A 21,203-nucleotide genomic window follows, 5' to 3' on the forward strand; every position below is an offset into this window, starting at 1 on the left:
CCCCGCCGCCGGAGCGATCAGCCAGTGAGCCCGGGCGGTGCCGCCACAGCCGCACCGCCCGGGCTCTTCCGGAGGAGGAGACACCGATGAACGAAGCACTGCCCATCGTCGAGATGCGTGGGATCTCGATCGAGTTCCCTGGCGTGAAAGCCCTCGACAAGGTCGATTTCCGGCTGTTCCAGGGCGAGGTCCACGCGCTCATGGGCGAGAACGGCGCGGGCAAGTCGACCCTGATCAAAGCCCTGACCGGCGTCTACCGGATCGACTCCGGGTCGATCGTCGTCGCCGGGCAGGAGCGCAGCTTCGGCGGCGCCGGCGACGCGCAGGATGCCGGGATCTCGACGGTGTACCAGGAGGTCAACCTCGCCCCCAACCTCTCGATCGGCGAGAACGTGATGCTCGGTCATGAGACGCGAGGTGTGTTCGGCATCAACTGGACGGCCACCCACCGAGCTGCGACCGACGCCCTCTCCCGACTCGGCCTGGGGCACCTCGACACCCGCCGGCCGCTCTCGACCCTCTCGATCGCGCTGCAGCAGCTCGTCGCCATCAGCCGCGCGATGGCGATCAAGGCCAAGGTGCTCATCCTCGACGAGCCGACCTCCAGCCTCGACGCCGCCGAGGTCGAAGGCCTCTTCACCGTGATCCGGGCACTGCGAGACCAGGGGGTCGCGATCCTCTTCGTCTCGCACTTCCTCGATCAGGTCTACGCGATCAGCGACCGCCTGACGGTGCTGCGCAACGGACTGTACGAGGGTGAGTACCTCACCCGGGACCTCGACCGCCACGCTCTCATCTCGAAGATGATCGGCAAGGACCTCGATGCGCTCAAGTCGCTCGGAGGCAACCGCCGCCGCGCGCCACGCGAGGCCGATGAGAAGCCGCTGCTCGCGGCATCCGGAATCGCACGCCGCGGAGCGGTCGAGGCGACCGACCTCGACATCCGCCCCGGCGAGGTCATCGGGTTCGCCGGGCTGCTCGGCTCCGGGCGCACCGAGCTCGCCCGACTGCTCTACGGCGCCGACCGCACCGACGAAGGCACGATCGAGCTGCATGGGCGCCGGGTCGACCTCAAGTCGCCCGCCGATGCGCTGCCTCGTCGGATCGCCTTCTCGACCGAGAACCGCCGCGACGAGGGGATCATCGGAGACCTGACCGTGCGCGAGAACATCATCCTCGCCGTGCAGGCGGAGCGCGGATGGGCGCGTCCCATGAGCCGCAAGGAGCAGGATGCGATCGTCGACCGCTACATCGCGCAGTTCAACGTCCGTCCGGCCGACCCCGACCGGATGATCAAGAACCTCTCCGGCGGCAACCAGCAGAAGGTGCTGCTCGGCCGCTGGCTCGCCACGCAGCCCGAGCTGCTGATCCTCGATGAGCCGACCCGCGGAATCGACGTGGGTGCGAAGGCCGAGATCCAGGAGGCGGTGGCCGAGCTCGCCGAAGACGGCGTCGCCGTGGTGTTCATCTCTTCCGAGCTCGAAGAGGTCGTGCGCCTCTCCGAGCGGATCGTCGTGCTGAAGGACCACCGGAAGATCGGCGAGATCCAGAACGGACCGGATGTCACCGCGCAGGTGATCGTCGATGTGATCGCCGCTCACGGAGTCGAGGCTGCTGCCGAGACGCTCGACGACACCGGCGGCGCCGTGCCCGATAGCATCGCCCCGACGACCGACAAGGAGGCAGCGCGATGACCGCGTCAGCCGGCACCACCATCTGGCGGGACCTGATCCACAAGCCGTTCTTCTGGGGCATCGTCGCGATCTTCGCGCTGCTCGCCCTGAACGTGATCAAGGACCCGACGTACCTCGCGCTCTCGATCAACCCCAACAACGGCAACCTCGTCGGCAACCTCATCGACATCCTGCGCCAGGCGGCGCCGATCATGATGATCGCGATCGGGATGTCGCTCGTGATCGCCACCGGTGGCATCGACCTCTCGGTCGGATCTCTGATGGCCGTCGCCGGAGCCGTCTCGATGGAGTTCCTCAGCGCCGCAGGCGACTCCTTCGGCGCAGCGCTCGCCGCGGTAGGACTCGCGCTGGTCATCACCGGCATCCTGGGGGCGGTCAACGGCGTCCTCGTCGCCTATGTCGGCCTGCAGCCCTTCATCGCCACGCTCGTGCTCATGCTCGCCGGCCGAGGCATCGCCAAGGTGATCACCGGCGGGCAGAACACGACGGCATCCAACGATGCGTTCCGGTGGATCGCGAACGGCTTCGTGATCGGCATCCCCGTGGTGTTCATCCTCGCGGTGCTGATCGTGATCGCCGTCGGCTGGGTGGTCAGGCGCAGCGCGCTGGGCCTCATGATCGAGGCGATCGGCATCAACCCCCGGGCCAGCCGCATGGCGGGCATCAAGCCGAAGGGACTGCTGCTCACGGCCTACATCATGAGCGGCATCCTCGCCGGGATCGCGGGCATCATGTCGGTCGGCAGCGTCATGACCGTCGACATCTCCCGCACCGGCTACCAGCTCGAGCTCGACGCGATCCTCGCGGTCGTCATCGGCGGCGCATCGCTGGCGGGTGGCAAGTTCTCACTCAGCGGCGCCTTCGTCGGCGCGTTGCTCATCGCGACCCTCGACAAGACCGTGCTGTATCTCGGCGTCTCGTCGTCGGCGACCCCGGCGTTCAAGGCCATCGTGATCGTCGTGCTGTGTCTGCTGCAGTCGCAGCGCGTGCGCAGCTGGTTCCGGACGCGACGCAGAGCCCGCCCGGTCGAACAGATCATCGCGAAAGAAGAGGTGTCCGCATGAGCGTCATGACCGCCCCTCCGGCCCCTCAGGCGACGGAGAGCGTCGCCGACCGTCTGCGACGCATGATCACGGCGAACCCCTCGGTGCTGCCGACGATCGCCTCGGTGGTCATCTTCGTCGGCATGGTGATCTTCGGCGAGGTGGCCTACGGCCGCATCCTGCAGTTCAACACGCTGTCGAACCTGCTCATCAACAATGCGCACCTCATCGTGCTCGCGGTCGCGCTGACCTTCGTGATCCTCACGGGCGGCATCGACCTCTCGGTGGGATCGATCATCGCGGTCTCGTCGGTCGCCGGTGTGATGCTCTCGAACGCCGGCTGGAACGCCTTCGCCGTGATCGTCGCGATGATCGGCATCGGAGTGCTCTTCGGCATCGTCTCGGGAGTGCTGATCCGGTACTTCGACGTGCAGCCCTTCATCGCGACACTGGCGATGATGTTCCTCGGTCGGGGCCTCGCCTCGCTGCTCAGCACCAAGCCCGAGCGGCTGGGTGAGGAGTCGCCGATCCGCTGGATCGGCACCCAGCTGAAGATCATCGACGGCCCGAAGGTCAACGACCTCGTGATCACCCCCGCAGTGCTCATCGCGGTGATCGTCGTGGCCGCCGCGTTCTTCGTTCTGCACCGCACGCGCACCGGCCGCACCGTGTACGCGATCGGAGGATCGGAGAGCTCGGCGCTGCTCATGGGTCTGCCCGTGCAGCGCACGAAGGTGCTCGTCTACGTGATCAGCGGCGGTCTCGCCGGTCTCGCGGCGGTGCTCTACACCGCACGACTCGGCACCGCTCAGAACATCACCGGCATCGGGTGGGAGCTCGACGCGATCGCCGCGGCAGTGATCGGCGGCACCGTATTGACAGGGGCTTACGGATACGTGCTCGGCTCGGTCGTCGGTGCGCTGGTGCTCGGTCTGATGAACGTGCTCATCACGCGTGACGGAGGCATCCCGCCCGAGATGACGACGATCATCACGGGCGGCATCCTGCTCGTGTTCGTGCTGCTCCAGCGCGCAGTGACACGCAAACGGGAGTAGCTTCCGCTCCATCGCCCGAATGGCCCCATCTCGCACCGAGGTGGGGCCATTCGCATGTCTGAGCACCCTGAAGGTCCCATCTCGGAACACCGGTATTCGAGCTGCGGATGTCGGTGACGTCCTCATATGAAGACGTAACGTTGTCGTTCGTGACCGATGGCGTGCGATGACGGATGTGGAGACCGACGAGCTGCGCGCCTTCGCGACGAAGGCCGCCAGTCTGCGGGGCGACTTCGGCTCGGCGGTGGTCGCGCAGTCGTCGGGGTTGGGCGCACGCTCGATCACCGCGGCGGTGGCGCGATTCGGCGACGCATGGACGACGGCACTGGGGCGCCGTCTCGCGGACGTCGACATGGTGGCGGAGAACCTGCGGCAGACGGCCGAGGTGTTCGACCGGGGCGATGAGGCGTCGAGCAGCGAACTCGACCAGATGATCTGGGCCGAGAGCGACTACTGATGTCCGAGCTGGGGATGACGAACGACCCGGTCGCGCTGATACCGGGCTCGTATGCCGCGGCGCATACGGTCGCGTCCGCGTGGCGGTCTCGGTCCGAGGCCGCCACTGCCCTTCGGGACGGGTTGCGGGGCCTCGAGGTCGATTCCGCGTGGACGGGGTACCCGTATGAGAAGTACCTCGAGCGGGCGGAATACGTGCGGTCGTCGTGGCAGAGGTGCGGCGAGTACTCGATGAGTGGCGCCGCCGCTCTGTCGGCCTATGGCGATGCTCTGCGATGGGCGCAGGACGAAGCCGCACGCGCCATCGACCTGTGGGAGCAGGCCGAAGCAGCGACGATCGCTTCACGCCAGGAGCACCAGGTGAAGGTGCGTGAGCTGGAACGCGACCTTCACCTGCGACACGTCGAACTCGACGTCGCGTTCGTCGACGGCGGCGCGGACCTGCGCGCACAGGCGGTCGACGTCTTGACGAACGCACGGGGTGTGCTGGATCGCTACGCCGTCGACGCTGCCAACGCCATCCACGCAGCGGCGGATGCCGCGCCCCTGCAGACGCCGAAGCAGGCCGAAGGCGCGACGAACTGGGCAGTCGTCGGGGCGATCGGCTCGATCATGTTCGAGACCGCTGTACTCAACCCGGCGATCGAGCAACTGAACTTCATCGCCTCGATGGGCAACGCGCTCATCGACCACCCCGACATCCTCCTCGAACTCCTCGGCGGAGTCGCGCTCGTGGTCGGTGGCGGCACGATGATCGGCGGCGGAGGTGCCCTCGCGATCACCGGAGTCGGAGGCGTCCCCGGTGCCGGCCTCGCCTGGGCCGGCGTGGGTGTCGCGGGCGCAGGCCTCGCCGCTGCCGGGCACGCCGGGACGCGATGGATGAACGAGGCGACCGGGGATGATGCGGTCCGCATCGTGGAGCGCCCGCCACCCCACCCCGAACACGGGGGCCGTGACATCAAGGGCCACTGGAACGGCGACGGGCAACGCCCTTGGGTCGATACCGAGAAGATCGGGTTGGATCGAGTCGCTGACAGACGCAGCGTCGAGGTCATCCACGACAAAGTTCGTGCGACCATCGACGGGTACCGTCACCAGCCCGACGCGACGTCAGATCAACACCGCTACTACGACGGCCTCTACGAGAATGCCGATGGGACCTACACCGGCATCGAGGTCAAGGGCGGCACCGGCAGCCGTGACGCAGCCCAAAAGGGATTCGACAGCACGGTCAGTCCCGAACGCCCCGCGACCGCCATCCTCAACGGCAAGACGATACAGATCACCCGAGTGGTCCTGGAGACTGTGAAATGAGTACACCTACGCATATCGACCAGATCAATGGTGAGAGCCGTGGCCCTTTCGTCGACTACGTCCGCCCGTACCCGGAGCAACTGCGGGCGTCACTGAAGGGCATGAACGGATCCACGTTCTGGTCCTACAGTCTGTGGCGTGCGCCCGAAGGTGCGGACCTCCTCGAGGACATCCCGTTCAGTGAGGAGTACATGCAGTGCGCGGGAACCGCTGAGGCGCTGGCGCTGGAGGTGCGCCGCATCGAGGCCGACGGCACTCCCCGCCAGTACGCGATCGGCAAGCCCGGCGGCGACCGCACAGGCGAGCCCACCGAGGTGATCCACTACGACGACGGTCGCCACAGCACCACGGTCTACCCGCACGAGGTCTTCACCGCCGACGAGGCGGCCGTCGTCTTCTACACGTACTTCCTCACCGACGACGTGTCTCAGCCCTACGAGCTCCGCGATCTGCACCTGAGCTGGCCGAAACCTGAATCCGAAGAGGGCGCCGGCTGATGCGCATCCGTGTCGAGCACGAACCGCTCGCCCAGTCGATCGCGACGCTGGCCGACACCGCGCAGCAGATCCGAGCGCTCCTTGACGACCTGGACGCCGAAGCAACCGGGCTGAGGCACCTGTGGACCGGGGCCGCCCAAGATGCCTACTCCCGCGCTCACCGCGAATGGAACGAGTGTGCCGGCGACATGCAGACCGCTCTCACCAGCGCCGCCACCGCGGCCGCCCGCGCGCAAGCACGCACTCGCGAGGCCGAGGCTCACGTCGCCGACCTCTGGAGCTGACTCACACCGTCGGAATCCAGACCCGCATGGTCGACGGACCGCGCCGCGCCCAGTCGTGATAAGCGATCAAGGGGGCATCGACCGTCTCGCCGGTCGAGCGGTGGCGCACCGGCAGCACCACGTGACCGTCGCGCTCGACGGGCTCCCCGGCCGCGACCGCGTCGCCGATGTCGCCGCCGAGGTCGATCGACTCGAGCGCCAGGACCTCGGGGCCGCGTTCGATCGCGACGCTGCCGCGCACGGCATCCACCATCGGATGCGGTGATGTGGTCCTCGCCACGATCGGCAGGTTCAGTTCGACGATGTCGCCGGCGCGGAACGTACGAGCGACTTCGACCGCACCCGGAGGTGCAGGCAGCTCCGTGACTTCATTCCCGCTGTGCACGCGCACCGTCGCTCCTGACGCCCACGACGGCACGCGAAGCGTCAGCGCGAACTTCGCGTCCTCCGTGATCGTGACGCGAACATCGCCCTTCGCCGGGTAGTCCGTCGAGACATCGAACGCCACGATCCGGCCGTCCAGCAGCGTCGTGCGCACGGTCGACGGTGCGTACTGATGCAGCTGCACGCCGTCATCATCGGCCGTGGCGACATACGCGGCGAGGCTCGCGAAGGTGCGCGCCACATTCGGCGGGCAGCATGACACCTCGAACCACGGGGCCCGCAGCGATGACGAGGCGCGCGGCGACGTGGCATCCGGATCCGCCGGCATCCCCGGCGTGCGCTGATGCAGGGTGTTGGCGTAGAAGAACGAGCGCCCGTCGTCACCGGGCGAGGTCGCGACGACGTTGAACAGGGTCCGCTCGATCAGGTCGGCGTACTGCGCCTCACCGGTCGCGAGCAGCAGCCGCCACGAGAACATGATCGACCCGATGCCCGCGCAGGTCTCGGAGTAGGCGCGATCCGGCGGCAGCTCCCAGTCGTCGCCGAAGGCCTCGTCCTGATGGTGCGACCCCTGGCCCCCCGTCACATAGGTGCGGCGTTCGACCGTGCGATCCCACTGCGACCGCAGGGCGTCGAGCAGCGAGTCGTCGGAGAGCTCGGCGGCGACGTCGGCTGCGGCGGAGGACAGGTAGTTCGCCCGCACGGAGTGCCCGCGAAGAGCCTCGGCGTCGCGCACCGACACGTCGTCCTGGAAGTAGCTGCGCCCCCATTCGATCTCGCCCAGCGACCCACGCCCGTGCCGCTCGACGAACAGCGCGGCCTGATCGATGTAACGCTGCTCGCCGAGCGCTCGGCCGAGCTCGGCGAGCCCCGCCTCGACCTCGGCATGCCCGCAGATCGCGTCCCGGCCGTCGACGCCGAACTCGCGGCAGACGAGATCCGCGGCGCGCCGAGCGATGTCGATCAGACCGTCGTCGGCATCCGGTCTCGTGCGCACCCGGGCGACGGCCGCCTGGAACAGGTGCCCGAGGCAGTACAGCTCGTGCCCCCACTGCAGCGCAGACCAGCGTTCGTCCTGGCCCTCGCGGCCGAACATCGTGTTGAGGTACCCGTCGGGCTCCTGCGCGGCGGCGACCCGGTCGACGACCCGGCGGAATCGCTGCTCGAGGTCGCTGTCGGCTGCGGCATCCGTCCGCCCGATCTCCCACGCGAGCGCCTCGAGGTACTTGTAGATCTCGGAGTCGGCGAACTCGCGTCCCCGACGCCCGTCCGGCAGCGTGCCGGCGGCGGCGAGGTCGAAGTTGGGCAGCCATCCCTCGGACTCGAGTCGCGACTCGATGTGGCTGAGAGTGGCAGTGCCGTTGACGGCCTGGCGGTCGGCCCAGAACCCTCCGGTGATGCGCACCTCGTCGAGGCCGAGCGGGCGCAGACGCCCGTGCGTGGGAACCACCGGGGCGGCCGGTGCAGTGGTGTCGAACATGGTCATCCCTTGAAGGCGCCGGACATGAAGCCGCGCACGTAGTGTCGTTGCAGGATCAGGAAGAGCAGGATGCAGGGGAGCGCCAGCACGACGACTCCCGCCTCGGTGGCGCCGTAGTCGACGACGCCTTGCACCTGTCCGCGGAGGTTCGCCACCGCGAGCGGCAGCGTCATGCGGTTGGTGTCGTTGATGAGGATCAGCGGTGCCATGAAGTCGTTCCAGGCGGTGAGGAACGCGAACAGCCCGACGGTCACGAGCCCGGGCTTGACGGCGGGGAGCAGCACCCGCCACAGGGCGCCCCAGCTCGAGCATCCGTCGACCATCGCCGCCTCGTCCATCTCCCGCGGGATCGACTCGAACGAGATGCGCATCATGAACATCGAGAACGGCAGCTGGAACATCGTGATCACCAGCGCGACGCCGACCAGCGAGTTCTGCAGGCCGACCGCATTGAGGATCACGTAGAGCGGAATGAGCAGGGTCGCATACGGCACCATCAGGATGGCGAGGGTGAGGAGGAACAGTGCGTTCTTGCCGGGGAACGAGAAGCGCGCGAACGCGTATCCGCCCAGCAGCGAGATGAACAGGGTGAGCGCGACGGTGAGCACCGAGACGAAGAGCGAGTTGCCCAGATACACCCAGATGCCGGCCTGGTATTCGCCGAGGGCCGCGTAGTTGCCGAAGCCCCAGCCGTCGGTCTGGCTGGTGCCGGCCATCGGGCTGACCGACGAGACGCCGGTCCAGATGAGCGGATAGAGGAAGATCACGGCCAGCGCGGTCGTGAACACCCAGTACGGGATGCCGAGGACGACGCGAGCGGCCTTCGAGCGATAGCGCGGCGGGGTCGGCTGATGGTTCGGAGCGACGATCGTGCGCGTCAGCGTCTGGGACATGGTTCTCAGCTCTCATCCGTGCGGCGGAACGCGCGCAGTTGGAAGACGTTGATGACGATGAGTGCGAGCAGCACGATCACCGAGAGGGCGCCGGCGATGCCGAGGCTGTTCTGCCCCTGGAAGGCGACGTTGTAGATGAGCTGCACGACGGTCATGGTGCTGTTGTCGGGGCCGCCCTTGGTGAGGATGTAGAACTGCTCGAACGCGAGCAGCGACCCGGTCACGCACATCACTGTCGTGAGCGCGAAGGTCGGCTTGAGCAGCGGCACGGTGATGTCGCGGAAGGTCTGCCAGCGGTTCGCGCCGTCGATGCGGGCGGCTTCGTAGACGTCATCCGGGATTCCCTGCAGGCCCACCAGCATCAGCAGCATGTAGAAGCCCGCGTATCGCCAGACGATCAGGAAGATGGTCGACCACAGTGCGCCCTCCGGCGTGCCGAGGAACGTGATGCCCCACGACTTCATGAGGTTCGCGAACGGGCCGGCGATGGGGGAGTACAGCACGTAGAAGAGCAGTGACGCGGATGCCAGGCCGAGCGCGCTGGGGATCAGGAACGCCGTACGCAGGAACCCCTTCCAGCGGGTGGACTCCTGCACGAGCAGGGCCAGGCCGAGCCCGAGTCCGATCAGGATCACGGTCGTGATGACGGTGTAGAGCAGGGTGAAGCGGATGGAATCCCAGAAGAGGCGGTGCGTGACGGCATCCGCATAGTTCTCCGGGAAGTTGATGCCCTGGTTGCCGCTCAGCAGGGGCCAGTCCGAGGCCGACATCTGCAGCACCAGCACCAGCGGCACGATGAACAGCAGGGCGACGAAGATCGCCGTGGGGGCCGCGTACAGCCAGCCCTGCACCGGGCCGCCGAAGGCGGTGCGCCGTCTGCGGCGATGCAGCGGGAGTGTGGCCTGGGTCATCACGTTCTCTTTCGATGGGGGACTGACGAGGGTGGATGCGGGGGCGACGCGGCGCGCCGCCCCCGCATGATCACTGCGACAGGATCGCCGTGATCTCCTCGTTGTCGGCGGGCACCGAGTCGTCGCCGTTGAGCACGGCGTTGCGCACCAGGGTGAGCCACGGGCTGCCCGGAGCGTTGAACGCCTGCTGGAAGTTCAGCGCCACCGGGGTGTCGCCCTGGGCTGCGACCTCGTTGATCGTCACCAGTCGGGGATCGGCGGCCGCATACTCGTTGTCGGCCAGGTCTCCGCGGGAGACGGCGTTGCCGTCTTTCGCGAGCACCTCGACCTGGGCGTCCTCGGACATCATCCAGTTGAGGAAGTTCCAGGCCTGCGCGGCCTTCTTCGAGTCCTTCGAGATGCCGATGCCGTCGCCGCCGACGAACGTCGAGGCGCCGCCGTCGACACCGGGGATGCCGGCGACTCCCGCGTCGAACTCGAGCGAGGGGAGCAGCGTCGCGGGGAACGGCATCACGCCGACCTTGCCCTCGCTGAACGCGGCGGTCCAGGTGGGGCCGGCCTCATCGGTCGAGCTCGGGAGAACCGCACCCGCCTCTTCGAGGCCTGCCCACGTGTCGTAGACGGCCTGAGCCGAGTCGCCGTCGAGCAGGGACTCGGTGCCGTCGTCGCTCATGACTTCGTCGCCCGATGCCCAGATGGAGGGGAACCAGGTGAAGACCAGGCATCCACCGCAGTTGAGGCCGGTCGCGGTGCCGTAGGTGTCCGGCTTGTTCAGCGCCTGCACGGCCATGGCCGCTTCGGCGAACTCCTCGAGCGTGGCAGGCGCCTTCTCGGGGTCGAGGCCGGCCTCGGCGAAGAGCTCCTTGTTCCAGAAGAGCATCGAGAGGTCGAGGGCGAACGGCAGCACGTACTCGGCGCCGTCGACGGTGCCGGCCGACAGGTGCCCGGGGTTGATCTCGTCTTTGAAGTCGAGGGCGTCGATCTGCTCGGACATGTCCTGGAACAGGCCCTGCTGCGCCCAGTTCGGCACGTAGACGATGTCGGCGGCGAAGAGGTCGGGCAGGCCGCTCGACCCTGCGGCGGCGCCGACTTTCGCGACGTAGTCGTCGTTGGGCACGACTGTCAGCTCGACCTGGTTCTCGTGGCTGTCGTTGTAGGCGTCGACCAGCAGCTTGGCCTGGCGCTCGATCGGCGCGCGGGTCCACAGTGTCAGGGTCGTGCCGTCGTCGGTGCCTTCGGCGGGGATGGGCTCGTCGGAGGCGGCGTCATCGCCGGCGGGTGCGCAGGCGGCGAGTCCGCCGACGAGCAGGCCGGCCGCGATGACGGCGGCTGCTGCCCGACGTGCGGCGTGGGTGCGAATGGTGTTCATGGGCGGGGGCTCCTCTGGGCTCGTCCTCGAGCGGGTGCGGTGTGGCGCTTCGGCAGTGCAGCGCCGGGAGTGGAGATGAGGGTGAAGATCAGGTTCTTCGAAAGTTACGAAAACCCTTTCGAAAAGGTATAGCGTGGTTTCGGAGGGCGCGTCAACCCTCGTTCCGATAACCTTTCAGCACGAAGGAGTGGGATGACGGATACGACTGGAGCACGAGCTGCGACCCTCAGTGACGTCGCCGCGCGCGCCGGAGTCTCGATCTCGACCGCATCCAAGGCGCTGAACGATCGGGGCGACGTATCGGTCGCCACCCGCGCCAAGGTGCGCGCGATCGCCGAGGAGCTGTCCTTCACCCCCAATGCCATGGCGCGAGGACTCCTCGCCGGGCGCACCGGCACGGTCGGCCTTCTCACCAGCGACCTCGAGGGCCGCTTCATGCTGCCGATCCTCATGGGCGCGGAGGATGCGTTCGGCGCAGGTCGCATCAACGTCTTCCTGTGCGATGCGCGAGGTGACGCGATCCGTGAGCAGCACCACCTGAAGGAGCTGCTGAGCCGCAGGGTCGACGGCATCATCGTCGTCGGCCGTCAGACGGATCCGCGCCCCTCGCTCGGGCAGGAGATCCCCGTGCCCGTGGTCTACGCGTACGCCCCCTCGGATGACCCGCGCGACCTCTCATTGACCCCCGACAACTACGCGGGCGGGCGTCTCGCGATCGAGCACCTGTTGGCCTGCGGACGTCGGCGCATCGCGCACATCTCGGGCGACCCGACCTATGCCGCAGCCCAAGACCGCCTCGCCGGCGCCAGAGCAGCACTCGGCGAGGCGGGGCTCGAACTCGTGGGCGAGCCCATGTTCTCGGAGTGGACCGAGCACTGGGGTCGGGATGCCGCGGCGATGCTGATGCAGCGGCATCCGGACATCGACGCCGTGTTCTGCGGATCCGACCAGATCGCTCGCGGTGTGCTCGACTCGGCCCGCGATCTCGGCCGCACCGTGCCGGACGACCTCGCGGTGATCGGCTACGACAACTGGGAAGTGCTCGCGACCAACGCCCGGCCCGAGCTCACCAGCATCGACGCGAACCTGCAGCAGCTCGGTCGTCAGGCGGCGCTGCGGGTGTTCGATGCGATCGACGGCATCGACATCGGCGAAGGCGCGCACCACCTGCCGGTGCGGCTCGTGATCCGCGGATCGACCATCGCCCGGCGCTGAGGGGCGCTCGCGCGTGCCGGAGTCAGGTCAGGCGTGGTCGCGCCGTCTATCAGCCGATGACGAGCTTGCGTTGCTCCTCCGTCAGACCATCCAACCGTCCTCCAGGAAGAACGTCGGTGAGTTTCCCCGCTGCCCGCGCTCCCAGAAAGGGCCAAATCTGTTCGCCAGGGTCGGACGGGTTCGTGACGATGAATCCTTGAGGGCTCAGGAGGGGCCATCGGGGTTTGCCTGCCGCCTCAGCGTCGCCTGGCTCGACTCGATATTCCTCGGATACCTGGAGCTCTTCGTCCGTCAACGCATCGTCGAGATACGCCACCACGTCGAGGTCGCGAGGCAACGCATCTGCGACCTCCTGAGGATCCAGTGATGGAGAGGTCACGGGAATGTAGACGATGTCTCCCGGTTGAAGCGGTGACCCGCCGTTCTCAGTGACCTCGATGACCTCGACTTCGGCGAGGAGTGCTGCGCCGACGGGGGTTCCGGTGGCGGTGGTGACCTTGTCTCCCGCGAGCCAGCGATGCACGGTACCGGTGACCACAGCCGCGGAGCGATGGCCGAGGTCTGTCGTGTTCTGGAAGACGATCGTCGAGACGGCACTGATGTCGAGAGACAGAAGCATCTCGGCGGCGTCAGATTGTGTTGCGTCCTGCGTGACAGATGCCGCTGCCGGGTCGGTTCCCGGTGCCGTGGCACACGAGGTCAGCAGCAGCGCCAGTGCCGGCACCAGTATCAGGCTTACATGCGATCGTCGACTGCGTTGTGCGTTCATGATCGGTCCTGTCTTCATCAATGCGCAACGTTGATGTGATCAACGTGGTGCTGTGGATAGTAAAAGACTTGCGTCGATAGAGTGGAATCCATGCATCCTCCGACGCCGGTCTCGTGATAAAGACCGACGGCGTGCCCAATCTCATGGCAAAGGACGTTCCGGCGTGCATTTGCCAGTTGTCCGTCGCTCCATCCCCATGTGCGTGCCTGCAGCCATGACGAACGAATATTGAATATCAGACTGGCCTGATCGCATCGCGCGACTGCCGGCATCCGCTTTGTGCAGATGTACTGACCTAATACGTTATCGGCGAGCACAACTTCACCGGTAACTCCGTTGCGGTGGCCCCCTAGGTCTGTCTGGGTTCCGCACGGATTCATATAGGTGTCGTAGAGATCAGTCTGATTGTCGAGGTTGGACATCGCTTCTCCGAATCGCTGCCCAATCGCAGGGTCCCACGGTTCGACTGTGCAGTAGTCCATATTCGCGTCGTCGGCGCGGCAGGGGACCTGTGCTGCGGGCCACTGATTGCAGCTCGCGGAATATGTGTCGGCTCGAGCTGCGGTGTTATTGAATGGCACGAGGGCGATCACCGCAATCACGGCCGCTGCGAGAGAAATGCCTATACGAACGAAACTACGTTGTTTCATGGGGTGAGACTACGAGCTGACGGCCGATATGGTGGGATTCCATTATCGGCAGCGGCTCGTCAGAAGCGACCGACTTGTTGCTTGCCCAGCATCGTGTCGAACAGGGTCAGGCGTCGTCGCGCCAGGAGTGCTGCGGATCGAACCCGAGCACGCGGCGGGCCTTGTCGATCGACAGCAGCGTCTCGTTCGGGCCGAACTCGCGGGCGACCGGCACATCGGGGAAGACCTCGGCGAGCAGCTCGGCGTTCGGACGCGTCATCACCGTGTCGGCCGCCGCGATGATGAAGTTGTCGAACCCGGGTGCCGCCACCTCGAGCGCACGCTCCACCGCCTGCGCACCGTCGCGTGCGTCGATGTACCCCCAGAGGTTCCACTTACGGCGCAGCGCATCGGCGTCGAAGTCGGGGAACTCGGCGTAGTCCTCGGGGTTCATCACGTTCGAGAACCGCAGTGCGGTGATCGACAGGTCGGGATGCCAGCGCACGAGCTCCCTCGCCAGCTGCTCCTCGAGGGTCTTCACGAGCGAGTAGACCGACTCGGGGCGGGCGGGGTAGTCCTCGTCGACCGGCACGTAGGGCGGCGGCACGTCGAACGGCAGGCCCAGCACGGTCTCGCTCGAGGCGTAGACGACACGGCGGATGCCGAGGCGCACCGCCGCCCAGAAGACGTTGAACGTGGCGGGCATGTTGTTGTGGAAGGTGGCGACGTCGCTGCGGATGCCGGGCGCCGGGATGGCGCCGAGATGCACCACGGCGTCGATGCCGTCGTGCCGGTCGCCGACGGCCGTGAAAGCATCCACGACCTGGCCGTAGTCCGTGAGGTCCACCTGCACGAAGTCAGGGCCGCGGGTGCCCGAGACGTCCATGCCGATGACCTCGTGTCCGTGAGCGCGGAGCTCCCGCGCGACGACGCTGCCGAGCTTGCCCGATGATCCGGTGAGTGCGATGCGCATGTCACCAGAGTGGCACGAAGACGAGGCGCTGGGGCCGCTCGGCATACACTCGTCGGCGTGAGTGACACCAGCAGCCAGCCGCCCCGCACCATCGGCGTGCGCGACGTCGCCGTGCGCGCAGGAGTGTCTCGGCAGACGGTGTCGCGCGTGCTCAACGACCACCCCGAGGTCGCTACCGAGACCCGCGAACGGGTGCTTGCCGCGATGGCCGAGCTCGGCTACCGCATGAACAACGCGGCCAGAGCGCTGGGCACCCGCCGCTCCCGCACGCTCGGGGTGCTCGCCACCGACGCACTGCACTATGGCCCGTCGCGCAGCATCGCAGCGCTCGAGGCGTCGGCCCGCGAGGTCGGCTACTGGCTGAGTGCGGCCTTCGCGGATGCGGGGGACACGGATGCCGTGGTCGCCGCGGTCGACCACCTCGTCATGCAGGGAGTCGAGGGCATCGTCGTCGTCGCGCCTCACGCCCACACCCTCGACGCGCTCGACTCGGTGCGCATCGGCGTGCCCGTCGTCACCCTGCACGCAGCCGATCGCGGCGCGCGCGGCCTCTCGGTCGATCAGGAGGCCGGGGCACGACTCGCCGTCGCGGCACTCGCCGACGCCGGGCACACACGCATCGCGCACCTCGCCGGCCCCGCCGACTGGCTCGAGGCCGAGTCCCGCGCTGAGGGGTTCCGAGCCGAGCTCGCCGCACGAGGACTCGCCGCCGGGCCGGTCATCGAGGGCGACTGGACCGCCGGCTCGGGCTATGCAGCGGCTCGCGCCATGCGCGACTCGGGTGTGACGGCGGTATTCGCAGCGAACGACCAGATGGCCCTCGGGCTGCTCGGCGGTCTGCAGGAAGTCGGGCTCTCGGTGCCGGCAGACATCAGTGTGGTCGGGTTCGACGACACTCCGGATGCCGCCTACTACTGGCCGAAGCTCACGACCGTGCGGCAGGACTTCTCGGAATTGGCGCGTCGTGCGGTGGCGGCGGTGCTGGCGGGCAGTGCCGGAGCCGCGGCATCCGACCTCGCGCCGGTGGCACCCGTGCTCGTGACCCGCGATTCGGTGGCGCCGCCGCGCTGAAACGGCGCCAGGGTGTGTGCCGGCGCGGTGCGGGGTCAGTTCTGCATGTGCGGCGCGGTGCGGGGTCAGTTCTGCACGTGAATACGCCGTATCCGATGCGAAAGTGGCCCCGCACGAGACGGGAGATGCGAAAGTGGCCCCGAACACGGCGGCGCCGAGCGGTCGCCGGTGTCTTGACGGTCCGCCGACCTCCGTGACACACTTCTGTGACCGGTCACAGTGACCACCGCCGACCTTGAGGTATCCGTGAGCAACGAAGCCCCCGTCTTCTCCCCTGAGATCGACGCGTCCATCCAGGCCGTCCGCGAGGATGTCGCCCGTCTGCACGGTGAACTGGTCCGTTACGACCTCATCGTCTGGACCGGCGGCAACGTCTCGGGCCGCGTGCCCGGAGCCGACCTGTTCGTGATCAAGCCGTCGGGCGTCAGCTACGACGACCTCGCGCCCGAGAACATGATCCTGTGCGACCTCGACGGCGCCGTGATCCCCGGCACTCCGGGAAGCGACCGCTCGCCCTCGAGCGACACCGCGGCGCACGCGTACGTCTACCGTCACATGCCCGACGTCGGCGGAGTCGTGCACACGCACTCGACGTTCGCCGTCGCGTGGGCAGCCCGTGGCGAAGAGATCCCCTGCGTCATCACGGCCATGGCCGATGAGTTCGGCGGTCCGATCCCGGTCGGTCCCTTCGCGATCATCGGCGACGACTCGATCGGCCGCGGCATCGTGCAGACCCTCACCGGCCACCGCAGCCGCGCGGTGCTCATGCAGAACCACGGCCCGTTCACCATCGGAGTCGACGCGAAGGATGCCGTGAAGGCCGCCGTCATGGTCGAAGACGTGGCCCGCACCGTGCACTACGCCCGTGAGGCCGGCCCGCTGATCCCGATTCCGCAGGAGGCCATCGACAGCCTCTTCAACCGCTACCAGAACGTCTACGGACAGAACTCGGACGCCCGACGATGAGCGACACGAACATCACGACCGCCCGCGACGACATCCTCGCCGGCCGCACGAGCCTCGGCATCGAGCTCGGCTCCACGCGCATCAAGGCCTGTCTGATCGGATCCGACGCCACCGAGGTGCTCGCGACCGGGTCGTTCTCGTGGGAGAACCGCCTCCAGGACGGCCTCTGGACCTACGCGATCGACGAGGTGTGGACAGGCCTGCAGGCGGCATACGCCGGTCTCGTCGCCGACGCGGACGAGCGCCACGGCGTGCGCCCCGAGACGTTCGGCGCGATCGGGATCTCGGCCATGATGCACGGATACCTCGCGTTCGATGCGCGGGGCGAGCTGCTCATGCCGTTCCGCACCTGGCGCAACACCAACACGGGCGCCGCGGCGGCCGAGCTGACCGACCTGCTCGGCGTGAACATCCCGCTGCGGTGGTCGATCGCCCACCTGCACCAGGCGGTGCTCGACGGCGAGGCGCACGTGCCGCAGCTGGACTTCGTCACCACCCTCGCGGGCTATGTGCACACGAGGCTGACGGGCGAGCGCGTTCTCGGCGTCGGCGACGCCTCCGGCATGTTCCCGATCGACTCGGCCACCGGAGACTACGACGAGCGGATGCTGCAGGCCTACGACGCCCTCGCCGCCGACCGTCTTCCCGCCGCAGCCAAGGACCTGCTCCCGACCGTCCTTCCCGCCGGCGCCGCCGCCGGGACGCTCACCGCCGAGGGCGCGGCCCTGCTCGATCCGTCGGGCGCGCTGCCCCCCGGCATCCCGCTCTGCCCGCCCGAGGGCGACGCGGGCACCGGCATGGTCGCGACGAACTCGGTGTCGCCGCGCACCGGCAACGTCTCGGCCGGAACCAGCATCTTCGCGATGGTCGTGCTCGAGCGCCCGCTCGCCGAGGTACACCACGAGCTCGACCTCGTGACGACACCCGCGGGCGACGCCGTCGCGATGGTGCACTGCAACAACGGCGCGAGCGAACTGGCCGCCTGGGCAGGGCTCTTCACCCGTTTCGCCGCCGCCGCGGGGCAGCCGCTGAGCGATGACGCGGTCTTCGACGCACTCTTCCGCGAGGCTCTCGACGGAGAGGCGGATGCCGGCGGCCTGCTGGCGTACAACCACCTCGCGGGCGAGCCGATCGCCGGCCTCACCGAGGGGCGCCCGCTGTTCGTGCGCACCCCCGACAGTGCCTTCACGCTGGCGAACTTCATGCGCTCGCAGCTGTACGGCGTGTTCGGCACGCTCGCGCTGGGGATGCAGGTGCTCGCCGCCGAAGGAGTCGAACTCGACCGCATGTTCGCGCACGGTGGCATGTTCCGCACCGCGGGGGTCGCGCAGCGTTTCCTGGCCGGAGCGCTCGGCGCTCCCGTCGCGGTGGGCGAGCTCGCCTCCGAGGGCGGCGCGTGGGGTATCGCGGTGCTCGCGTCGTACCTCGCGCACTCCGAGACGGCGTCGCTGGGGGAGTACCTCGAGCGCGACGTCTTCGCCTCCGCATCCCTCGCGGTCGCCGACCCCGACCCTGCCGACGTCGCCGGCTTCACCGCCTACCTCGACCGCTACCGCGCGGGGCTCGCGATCGAAGCCGCCGCGACCACCGCTCTCTGACCCCCACGCGCACTCTTCACGCCGACACCGGAACACCCAAGGACTCTCATGCCCCGCACCCCGCTCACCACTTCGCTCGACGGCTACGAGGTCTGGTTCCTCACCGGCAGTCAGCACCTCTACGGCCCCGAGACGCTCGCGCAGGTCGCCGAGCAGTCGCAGGAGATCGCCCGCATCCTCGACGAGGCCGGCGAGGTGCCCGTGACCATCGTCTGGAAGCCGGTGCTGACGGATGCCGCAGCCATCAAGCGCACGGCCCTCGAGGCGAACGCCGACGACCGGGTCATCGGCCTGATCGCATGGATGCACACCTTCAGCCCCGCGAAGATGTGGATCGCCGGTCTCGACGCGCTGCAGAAGCCGCTCGCGCACCTGCACACGCAGGCGAACGTCGAGCTGCCGTGGGCCGACATCGACTTCGACTTCATGAACCTGAACCAGGCGGCGCACGGCGACCGCGAGTTCGGCTACATCCAGACGCGTCTCGGCGTGCCGCGCAAGACCGTCGTCGGTCATGCGAGCGACCCGCGGGTGCGCCAGGAGATCGCGACGTGGCAGCGTGCGGCCGCCGGCCTCGCGGCATCCCGTTCGCTCAAGCTCGCCCGCTTCGGCGACAACATGCGCTTCGTCGCGGTCACCGAGGGCGACAAGACCGAGGCCGAGCTGCGCTTCGGCGTGCAGGTCAACACGTGGGGCGTGAACGACCTGGCGGATGCCGTCGCCGCGGCATCCGACTCCGAGATCGACGCCCTCGTGGCCGAGTACGAAGAGCTGTACGAGGTCGTGCCGGAGCTTCGTCGCGGTGGCGACCGCCACCAGTCGCTGCGCGACGGGGCCGCGATCGAGATCGGTCTGCGGGCGTTCCTCGAAGAGGGCGGCTTCGGCGCCTTCACGACCTCGTTCGAAGACCTCGGCGCCCTGAAGCAGCTGCCGGGCCTCGCGGTGCAGCGTCTGATGGCCGAGGGCTACGGCTTCGGCGCCGAGGGCGACTGGAAGACCGCGATCCTCGTGCGCGTCGCCAACGTCATGGGCGCGGGCCTGCCCGGCGGGGCGAGCCTCATGGAGGATTACACCTACGACATGACGCCCGGCGACGAGCTGATCCTCGGGGCGCACATGCTCGAGGTCTCGCCCTCGCTCACGACGGCGAAGCCGACCCTCGAGATCCACCCGCTCGGCATCGGCGGCAAGGAAGACCCGGTGCGTCTGGTCTTCACCGCCGATCCCGGCCCCGCGATCGTCGTCGCCCTCAGCGACATGCGCGACCGCTTCCGCCTCACCGCGAACGTCGTCGAGAACGTGCCCCCGCGCCAGTCGCTGCCGAAGCTGCCGGTCGGCCGCGCCGTGTGGAAGCCGCAGCCCGACTTCACCACCTCGGCCGCCGCCTGGCTGACCGCGGGTGCTGCGCACCACACGGTGATGTCGACCGCCGTCGGGCTCGAGGCCTTCCGCGATTTCGCCGAGATGGCCGAGGTCGAGCTGCTCGTGATCGACGATGCGACCACCCTGCCCGAGTTCCAGAAGCAGGTCCGCTGGAACCAGGCCTACTACCGACTCGCGCAGGGGCTGTGATGACGGGAGCGGGCCGGCCGCGCTCGGGGCGTCAGCTGCGCATCACCGGGCACGGATACGAAGCCGTGATCGCGAGCGTCGGCGCCTCGCTGCGCCTGCTCGCATTCGAAGGACGCGACCTGGTCGTGCCCTTCGACGCCGACGAGGTGCGGCCCGGATACCGCGGCACCACTCTCGCACCGTGGCCCAATCGCATCGTCGACGGTCGCTACACGTTCAGCGGCGTCGAGCATCAGCTGGCCCTCACCGAGCCCGCCCGCGGACAGGCGCTGCACGGGCTGCTCGCCTGGGGCGAGTTCGAAGACCGACTGGTGCTCGACGACCGCGTCGTGCTCGCGGCCGTGATCGAGCCGCAGACCGGCTATCCGTTCCGCGTCGAGGTGGAGACCGAGTACCGCATCGACGGCGACGGCCTTCAGCAGACCGTCACCGCGCGCAACCTCGGGACGGATGCCGCGCCCTGGGGCACAGGGCCGCACCCGTATCTCGTCGCCGGACCCGATGGCCGGGTCGATGACTGGACGCTGACCGTGCCGGCATCCGAGGTGCTGACCGTCACCGACGACCGGCTGAGCCCGGTGGCGCTCGAGGGAGTGTCCGCGCATCCGCAGTGGGACTTCCGCGTTGCGCGCCCGATCGCCGACGTCTTCATCGACCACGCGTTCTCCGGCCTCGCCCGCGAGGGCGGAGTCGCCGAGGTGCGGGTGGTGACGGATGCCGGAAGCGGCGTCGTCATGACCTTCGACGAGCGCTGCCCGTGGGTGCAGGTGCACACGGCCGACAACCCCGGCATCGACGCGATCCATCGCATCGGCCTCGCGGTCGAGCCGATGACCTGTCCGCCGGACGCGTTCAACTCGGGGACCGACCTGGTCGTGCTCGAACCCGGCGCGACGCACGCAGCATCCTGGCGGATCGCCGCCGTCTGACGCGTGGCGGCCGGCCGAGTCGCTCGCGGCACGGTCGTGGCGCCGATGCGGGGCCAGTTCGGCATCCGAATGAGGCTTTTCCGGTGCGCAACTGGCCCCGC

At 68.2% G+C, this 21,203-nt stretch carries 20 protein-coding genes; 13 read left to right on the plus strand and 7 right to left on the minus strand.

The features are described 5' to 3' along the window. Positions 1–86: 86 nt before the first annotated feature. The 7 genes from ACZZZF_RS13365 (at position 87) to ACZZZF_RS13395 (ending at position 6,343) form a co-directional block, all read left to right on the plus strand. Positions 87–1,694, plus strand: a complete 1,608-nt coding sequence (locus ACZZZF_RS13365) for a sugar ABC transporter ATP-binding protein (RefSeq protein WP_463498784.1) — start codon at positions 87–89, stop codon at positions 1,692–1,694. Continuing rightward, the gene (locus ACZZZF_RS13370) at positions 1,691–2,758 is read left to right on the plus strand and encodes an ABC transporter permease (protein ID WP_053097897.1); all 1,068 of its coding nucleotides are present in this window, start codon (positions 1,691–1,693) and stop codon (positions 2,756–2,758) included. Before ACZZZF_RS13365 ends, ACZZZF_RS13370 begins: the two co-directional genes overlap by 4 nt. Then, the gene (locus tag ACZZZF_RS13375) at positions 2,755–3,792 is read left to right on the plus strand and encodes an ABC transporter permease (RefSeq protein WP_072591968.1); all 1,038 of its coding nucleotides are present in this window, start codon (positions 2,755–2,757) and stop codon (positions 3,790–3,792) included. Before ACZZZF_RS13370 ends, ACZZZF_RS13375 begins: the two co-directional genes overlap by 4 nt. Before the next feature lie 166 nt (positions 3,793–3,958). Continuing rightward, on the plus strand, positions 3,959–4,249 hold the full coding sequence (locus ACZZZF_RS13380) for a type VII secretion target (RefSeq protein WP_053097891.1): 291 nt from the start codon (positions 3,959–3,961) through the stop codon (positions 4,247–4,249). Continuing rightward, entirely contained in the window at positions 4,249–5,562 is a 1,314-nt protein-coding gene (locus tag ACZZZF_RS13385) for a putative T7SS-secreted protein (RefSeq protein ID WP_463498787.1), read from the plus strand. Before ACZZZF_RS13380 ends, ACZZZF_RS13385 begins: the two co-directional genes overlap by 1 nt. Further along, a complete protein-coding gene (locus tag ACZZZF_RS13390) occupies positions 5,559–6,059 on the plus strand; it encodes a hypothetical protein (RefSeq protein ID WP_463498790.1) in 501 nt (166 codons plus the stop codon). The genes ACZZZF_RS13385 and ACZZZF_RS13390 overlap by 4 nt, the downstream gene beginning before the upstream one ends. Next, complete coding sequence (locus ACZZZF_RS13395) at positions 6,059–6,343, plus strand: WXG100 family type VII secretion target (protein ID WP_056280591.1); 285 nt, start codon at positions 6,059–6,061, stop codon at positions 6,341–6,343. Before ACZZZF_RS13390 ends, ACZZZF_RS13395 begins: the two co-directional genes overlap by 1 nt. Before the next feature lies 1 nt (position 6,344). Here ACZZZF_RS13395 and ACZZZF_RS13400 read toward each other — a convergent pair whose 3' ends face one another. The 4 genes from ACZZZF_RS13400 to ACZZZF_RS13415 form a co-directional block, all read right to left on the minus strand. Continuing rightward, positions 6,345–8,213 (minus strand): glycoside hydrolase family 127 protein, encoded by a 1,869-nt coding sequence (locus ACZZZF_RS13400; protein ID WP_463498792.1) that lies wholly within the window; start codon positions 8,211–8,213, stop codon positions 6,345–6,347. Next, positions 8,210–9,100, minus strand: a complete 891-nt coding sequence (locus ACZZZF_RS13405) for a carbohydrate ABC transporter permease (RefSeq protein WP_082297903.1) — start codon at positions 9,098–9,100, stop codon at positions 8,210–8,212. Before ACZZZF_RS13405 ends, ACZZZF_RS13400 begins: the two co-directional genes overlap by 4 nt. 5 nt (positions 9,101–9,105) lie before the next feature. Further along, entirely contained in the window at positions 9,106–10,011 is a 906-nt protein-coding gene (locus ACZZZF_RS13410) for a carbohydrate ABC transporter permease (protein ID WP_053097880.1), read from the minus strand. A 70-nt stretch (positions 10,012–10,081) separates the two neighbouring features. Further along, positions 10,082–11,380: an ABC transporter substrate-binding protein gene (locus tag ACZZZF_RS13415; protein WP_072591962.1), complete on the minus strand. Its 1,299-nt coding sequence runs from the start codon at positions 11,378–11,380 to the stop codon at positions 10,082–10,084. 192 nt (positions 11,381–11,572) lie between these two features. Here ACZZZF_RS13415 and ACZZZF_RS13420 point away from each other — a divergent pair, with 192 nt between their 5' ends. Continuing rightward, positions 11,573–12,595, plus strand: a complete 1,023-nt coding sequence (locus ACZZZF_RS13420; RefSeq protein WP_463498795.1) for a LacI family DNA-binding transcriptional regulator — start codon at positions 11,573–11,575, stop codon at positions 12,593–12,595. Positions 12,596–12,644: 49 nt separating this feature from the next. Here the strand turns inward: ACZZZF_RS13420 and ACZZZF_RS13425 are convergent, their stop codons facing one another. From ACZZZF_RS13425 to ACZZZF_RS13435, 3 genes are all read right to left on the minus strand, one after another. Continuing rightward, entirely contained in the window at positions 12,645–13,319 is a 675-nt protein-coding gene (locus tag ACZZZF_RS13425; protein WP_463498798.1) for a hypothetical protein, read from the minus strand. A 62-nt stretch (positions 13,320–13,381) separates the two neighbouring features. Beyond that, complete coding sequence (locus ACZZZF_RS13430; RefSeq protein ID WP_463498801.1) at positions 13,382–14,014, minus strand: hypothetical protein; 633 nt, start codon at positions 14,012–14,014, stop codon at positions 13,382–13,384. Positions 14,015–14,120: 106 nt separating this feature from the next. Further along, positions 14,121–14,966: an NAD-dependent epimerase/dehydratase family protein gene (locus tag ACZZZF_RS13435; RefSeq protein WP_072591960.1), complete on the minus strand. Its 846-nt coding sequence runs from the start codon at positions 14,964–14,966 to the stop codon at positions 14,121–14,123. 57 nt (positions 14,967–15,023) lie between these two features. Between ACZZZF_RS13435 and ACZZZF_RS13440 the strand changes: the two genes are divergently transcribed. The 5 genes from ACZZZF_RS13440 (at position 15,024) to ACZZZF_RS13460 (ending at position 21,102) form a co-directional block, all read left to right on the plus strand. Further along, positions 15,024–16,037, plus strand: coding sequence for a LacI family DNA-binding transcriptional regulator (locus tag ACZZZF_RS13440; protein WP_463498804.1), 1,014 nt, complete (start codon positions 15,024–15,026; stop codon positions 16,035–16,037). Between the two features lie 246 nt (positions 16,038–16,283). After that, positions 16,284–17,003, plus strand: coding sequence for an L-ribulose-5-phosphate 4-epimerase (locus tag ACZZZF_RS13445; protein ID WP_463498807.1), 720 nt, complete (start codon positions 16,284–16,286; stop codon positions 17,001–17,003). Next, positions 17,000–18,601, plus strand: coding sequence for a xylulokinase (locus ACZZZF_RS13450; RefSeq protein WP_463498810.1), 1,602 nt, complete (start codon positions 17,000–17,002; stop codon positions 18,599–18,601). The genes ACZZZF_RS13445 and ACZZZF_RS13450 overlap by 4 nt, the downstream gene beginning before the upstream one ends. A gap of 48 nt (positions 18,602–18,649) precedes the next feature. Continuing rightward, the gene (araA, locus tag ACZZZF_RS13455; RefSeq protein ID WP_372984121.1) at positions 18,650–20,173 is read left to right on the plus strand and encodes an L-arabinose isomerase; all 1,524 of its coding nucleotides are present in this window, start codon (positions 18,650–18,652) and stop codon (positions 20,171–20,173) included. Beyond that, the gene (locus ACZZZF_RS13460; protein ID WP_463498812.1) at positions 20,173–21,102 is read left to right on the plus strand and encodes an aldose 1-epimerase family protein; all 930 of its coding nucleotides are present in this window, start codon (positions 20,173–20,175) and stop codon (positions 21,100–21,102) included. Before araA ends, ACZZZF_RS13460 begins: the two co-directional genes overlap by 1 nt. Positions 21,103–21,203 lie beyond the last annotated feature (101 nt).

This window comes from Microbacterium sp. AC215, assembly GCF_979258645.1.

Bases quoted from the DNA above. Each gene is read 5' to 3' on its own strand.
- ACZZZF_RS13375 (WP_072591968.1), top strand. From the start codon at position 2,755: ATGAGCGTCATGACCGCCCCTCCGGCCCCTCAGGCGACGGAGAGCGTC.
- ACZZZF_RS13370 (WP_053097897.1), top strand. From the start codon at position 1,691: ATGACCGCGTCAGCCGGCACCACCATCTGGCGGGACCTGATCCACAAG.
- ACZZZF_RS13395 (WP_056280591.1), top strand. From the start codon at position 6,059: ATGCGCATCCGTGTCGAGCACGAACCGCTCGCCCAGTCGATCGCGACG.
- ACZZZF_RS13460 (WP_463498812.1), top strand. From the start codon at position 20,173: ATGACGGGAGCGGGCCGGCCGCGCTCGGGGCGTCAGCTGCGCATCACC.
- ACZZZF_RS13450 (WP_463498810.1), top strand. From the start codon at position 17,000: ATGAGCGACACGAACATCACGACCGCCCGCGACGACATCCTCGCCGGC.
- ACZZZF_RS13380 (WP_053097891.1), top strand. From the start codon at position 3,959: ATGACGGATGTGGAGACCGACGAGCTGCGCGCCTTCGCGACGAAGGCC.
- ACZZZF_RS13390 (WP_463498790.1), top strand. From the start codon at position 5,559: ATGAGTACACCTACGCATATCGACCAGATCAATGGTGAGAGCCGTGGC.
- araA (WP_372984121.1), top strand. From the start codon at position 18,650: ATGCCCCGCACCCCGCTCACCACTTCGCTCGACGGCTACGAGGTCTGG.
- ACZZZF_RS13415 (WP_072591962.1), bottom strand. From the start codon at position 11,380: ATGAACACCATTCGCACCCACGCCGCACGTCGGGCAGCAGCCGCCGTC.
- ACZZZF_RS13365 (WP_463498784.1), top strand. From the start codon at position 87: ATGAACGAAGCACTGCCCATCGTCGAGATGCGTGGGATCTCGATCGAG.
- ACZZZF_RS13435 (WP_072591960.1), bottom strand. From the start codon at position 14,966: ATGCGCATCGCACTCACCGGATCATCGGGCAAGCTCGGCAGCGTCGTC.
- ACZZZF_RS13410 (WP_053097880.1), bottom strand. From the start codon at position 10,011: ATGACCCAGGCCACACTCCCGCTGCATCGCCGCAGACGGCGCACCGCC.
- ACZZZF_RS13420 (WP_463498795.1), top strand. From the start codon at position 11,573: ATGACGGATACGACTGGAGCACGAGCTGCGACCCTCAGTGACGTCGCC.
- ACZZZF_RS13430 (WP_463498801.1), bottom strand. From the start codon at position 14,014: ATGAAACAACGTAGTTTCGTTCGTATAGGCATTTCTCTCGCAGCGGCC.
- ACZZZF_RS13385 (WP_463498787.1), top strand. From the start codon at position 4,249: ATGTCCGAGCTGGGGATGACGAACGACCCGGTCGCGCTGATACCGGGC.
- ACZZZF_RS13400 (WP_463498792.1), bottom strand. From the start codon at position 8,213: ATGACCATGTTCGACACCACTGCACCGGCCGCCCCGGTGGTTCCCACG.
- ACZZZF_RS13405 (WP_082297903.1), bottom strand. From the start codon at position 9,100: ATGTCCCAGACGCTGACGCGCACGATCGTCGCTCCGAACCATCAGCCG.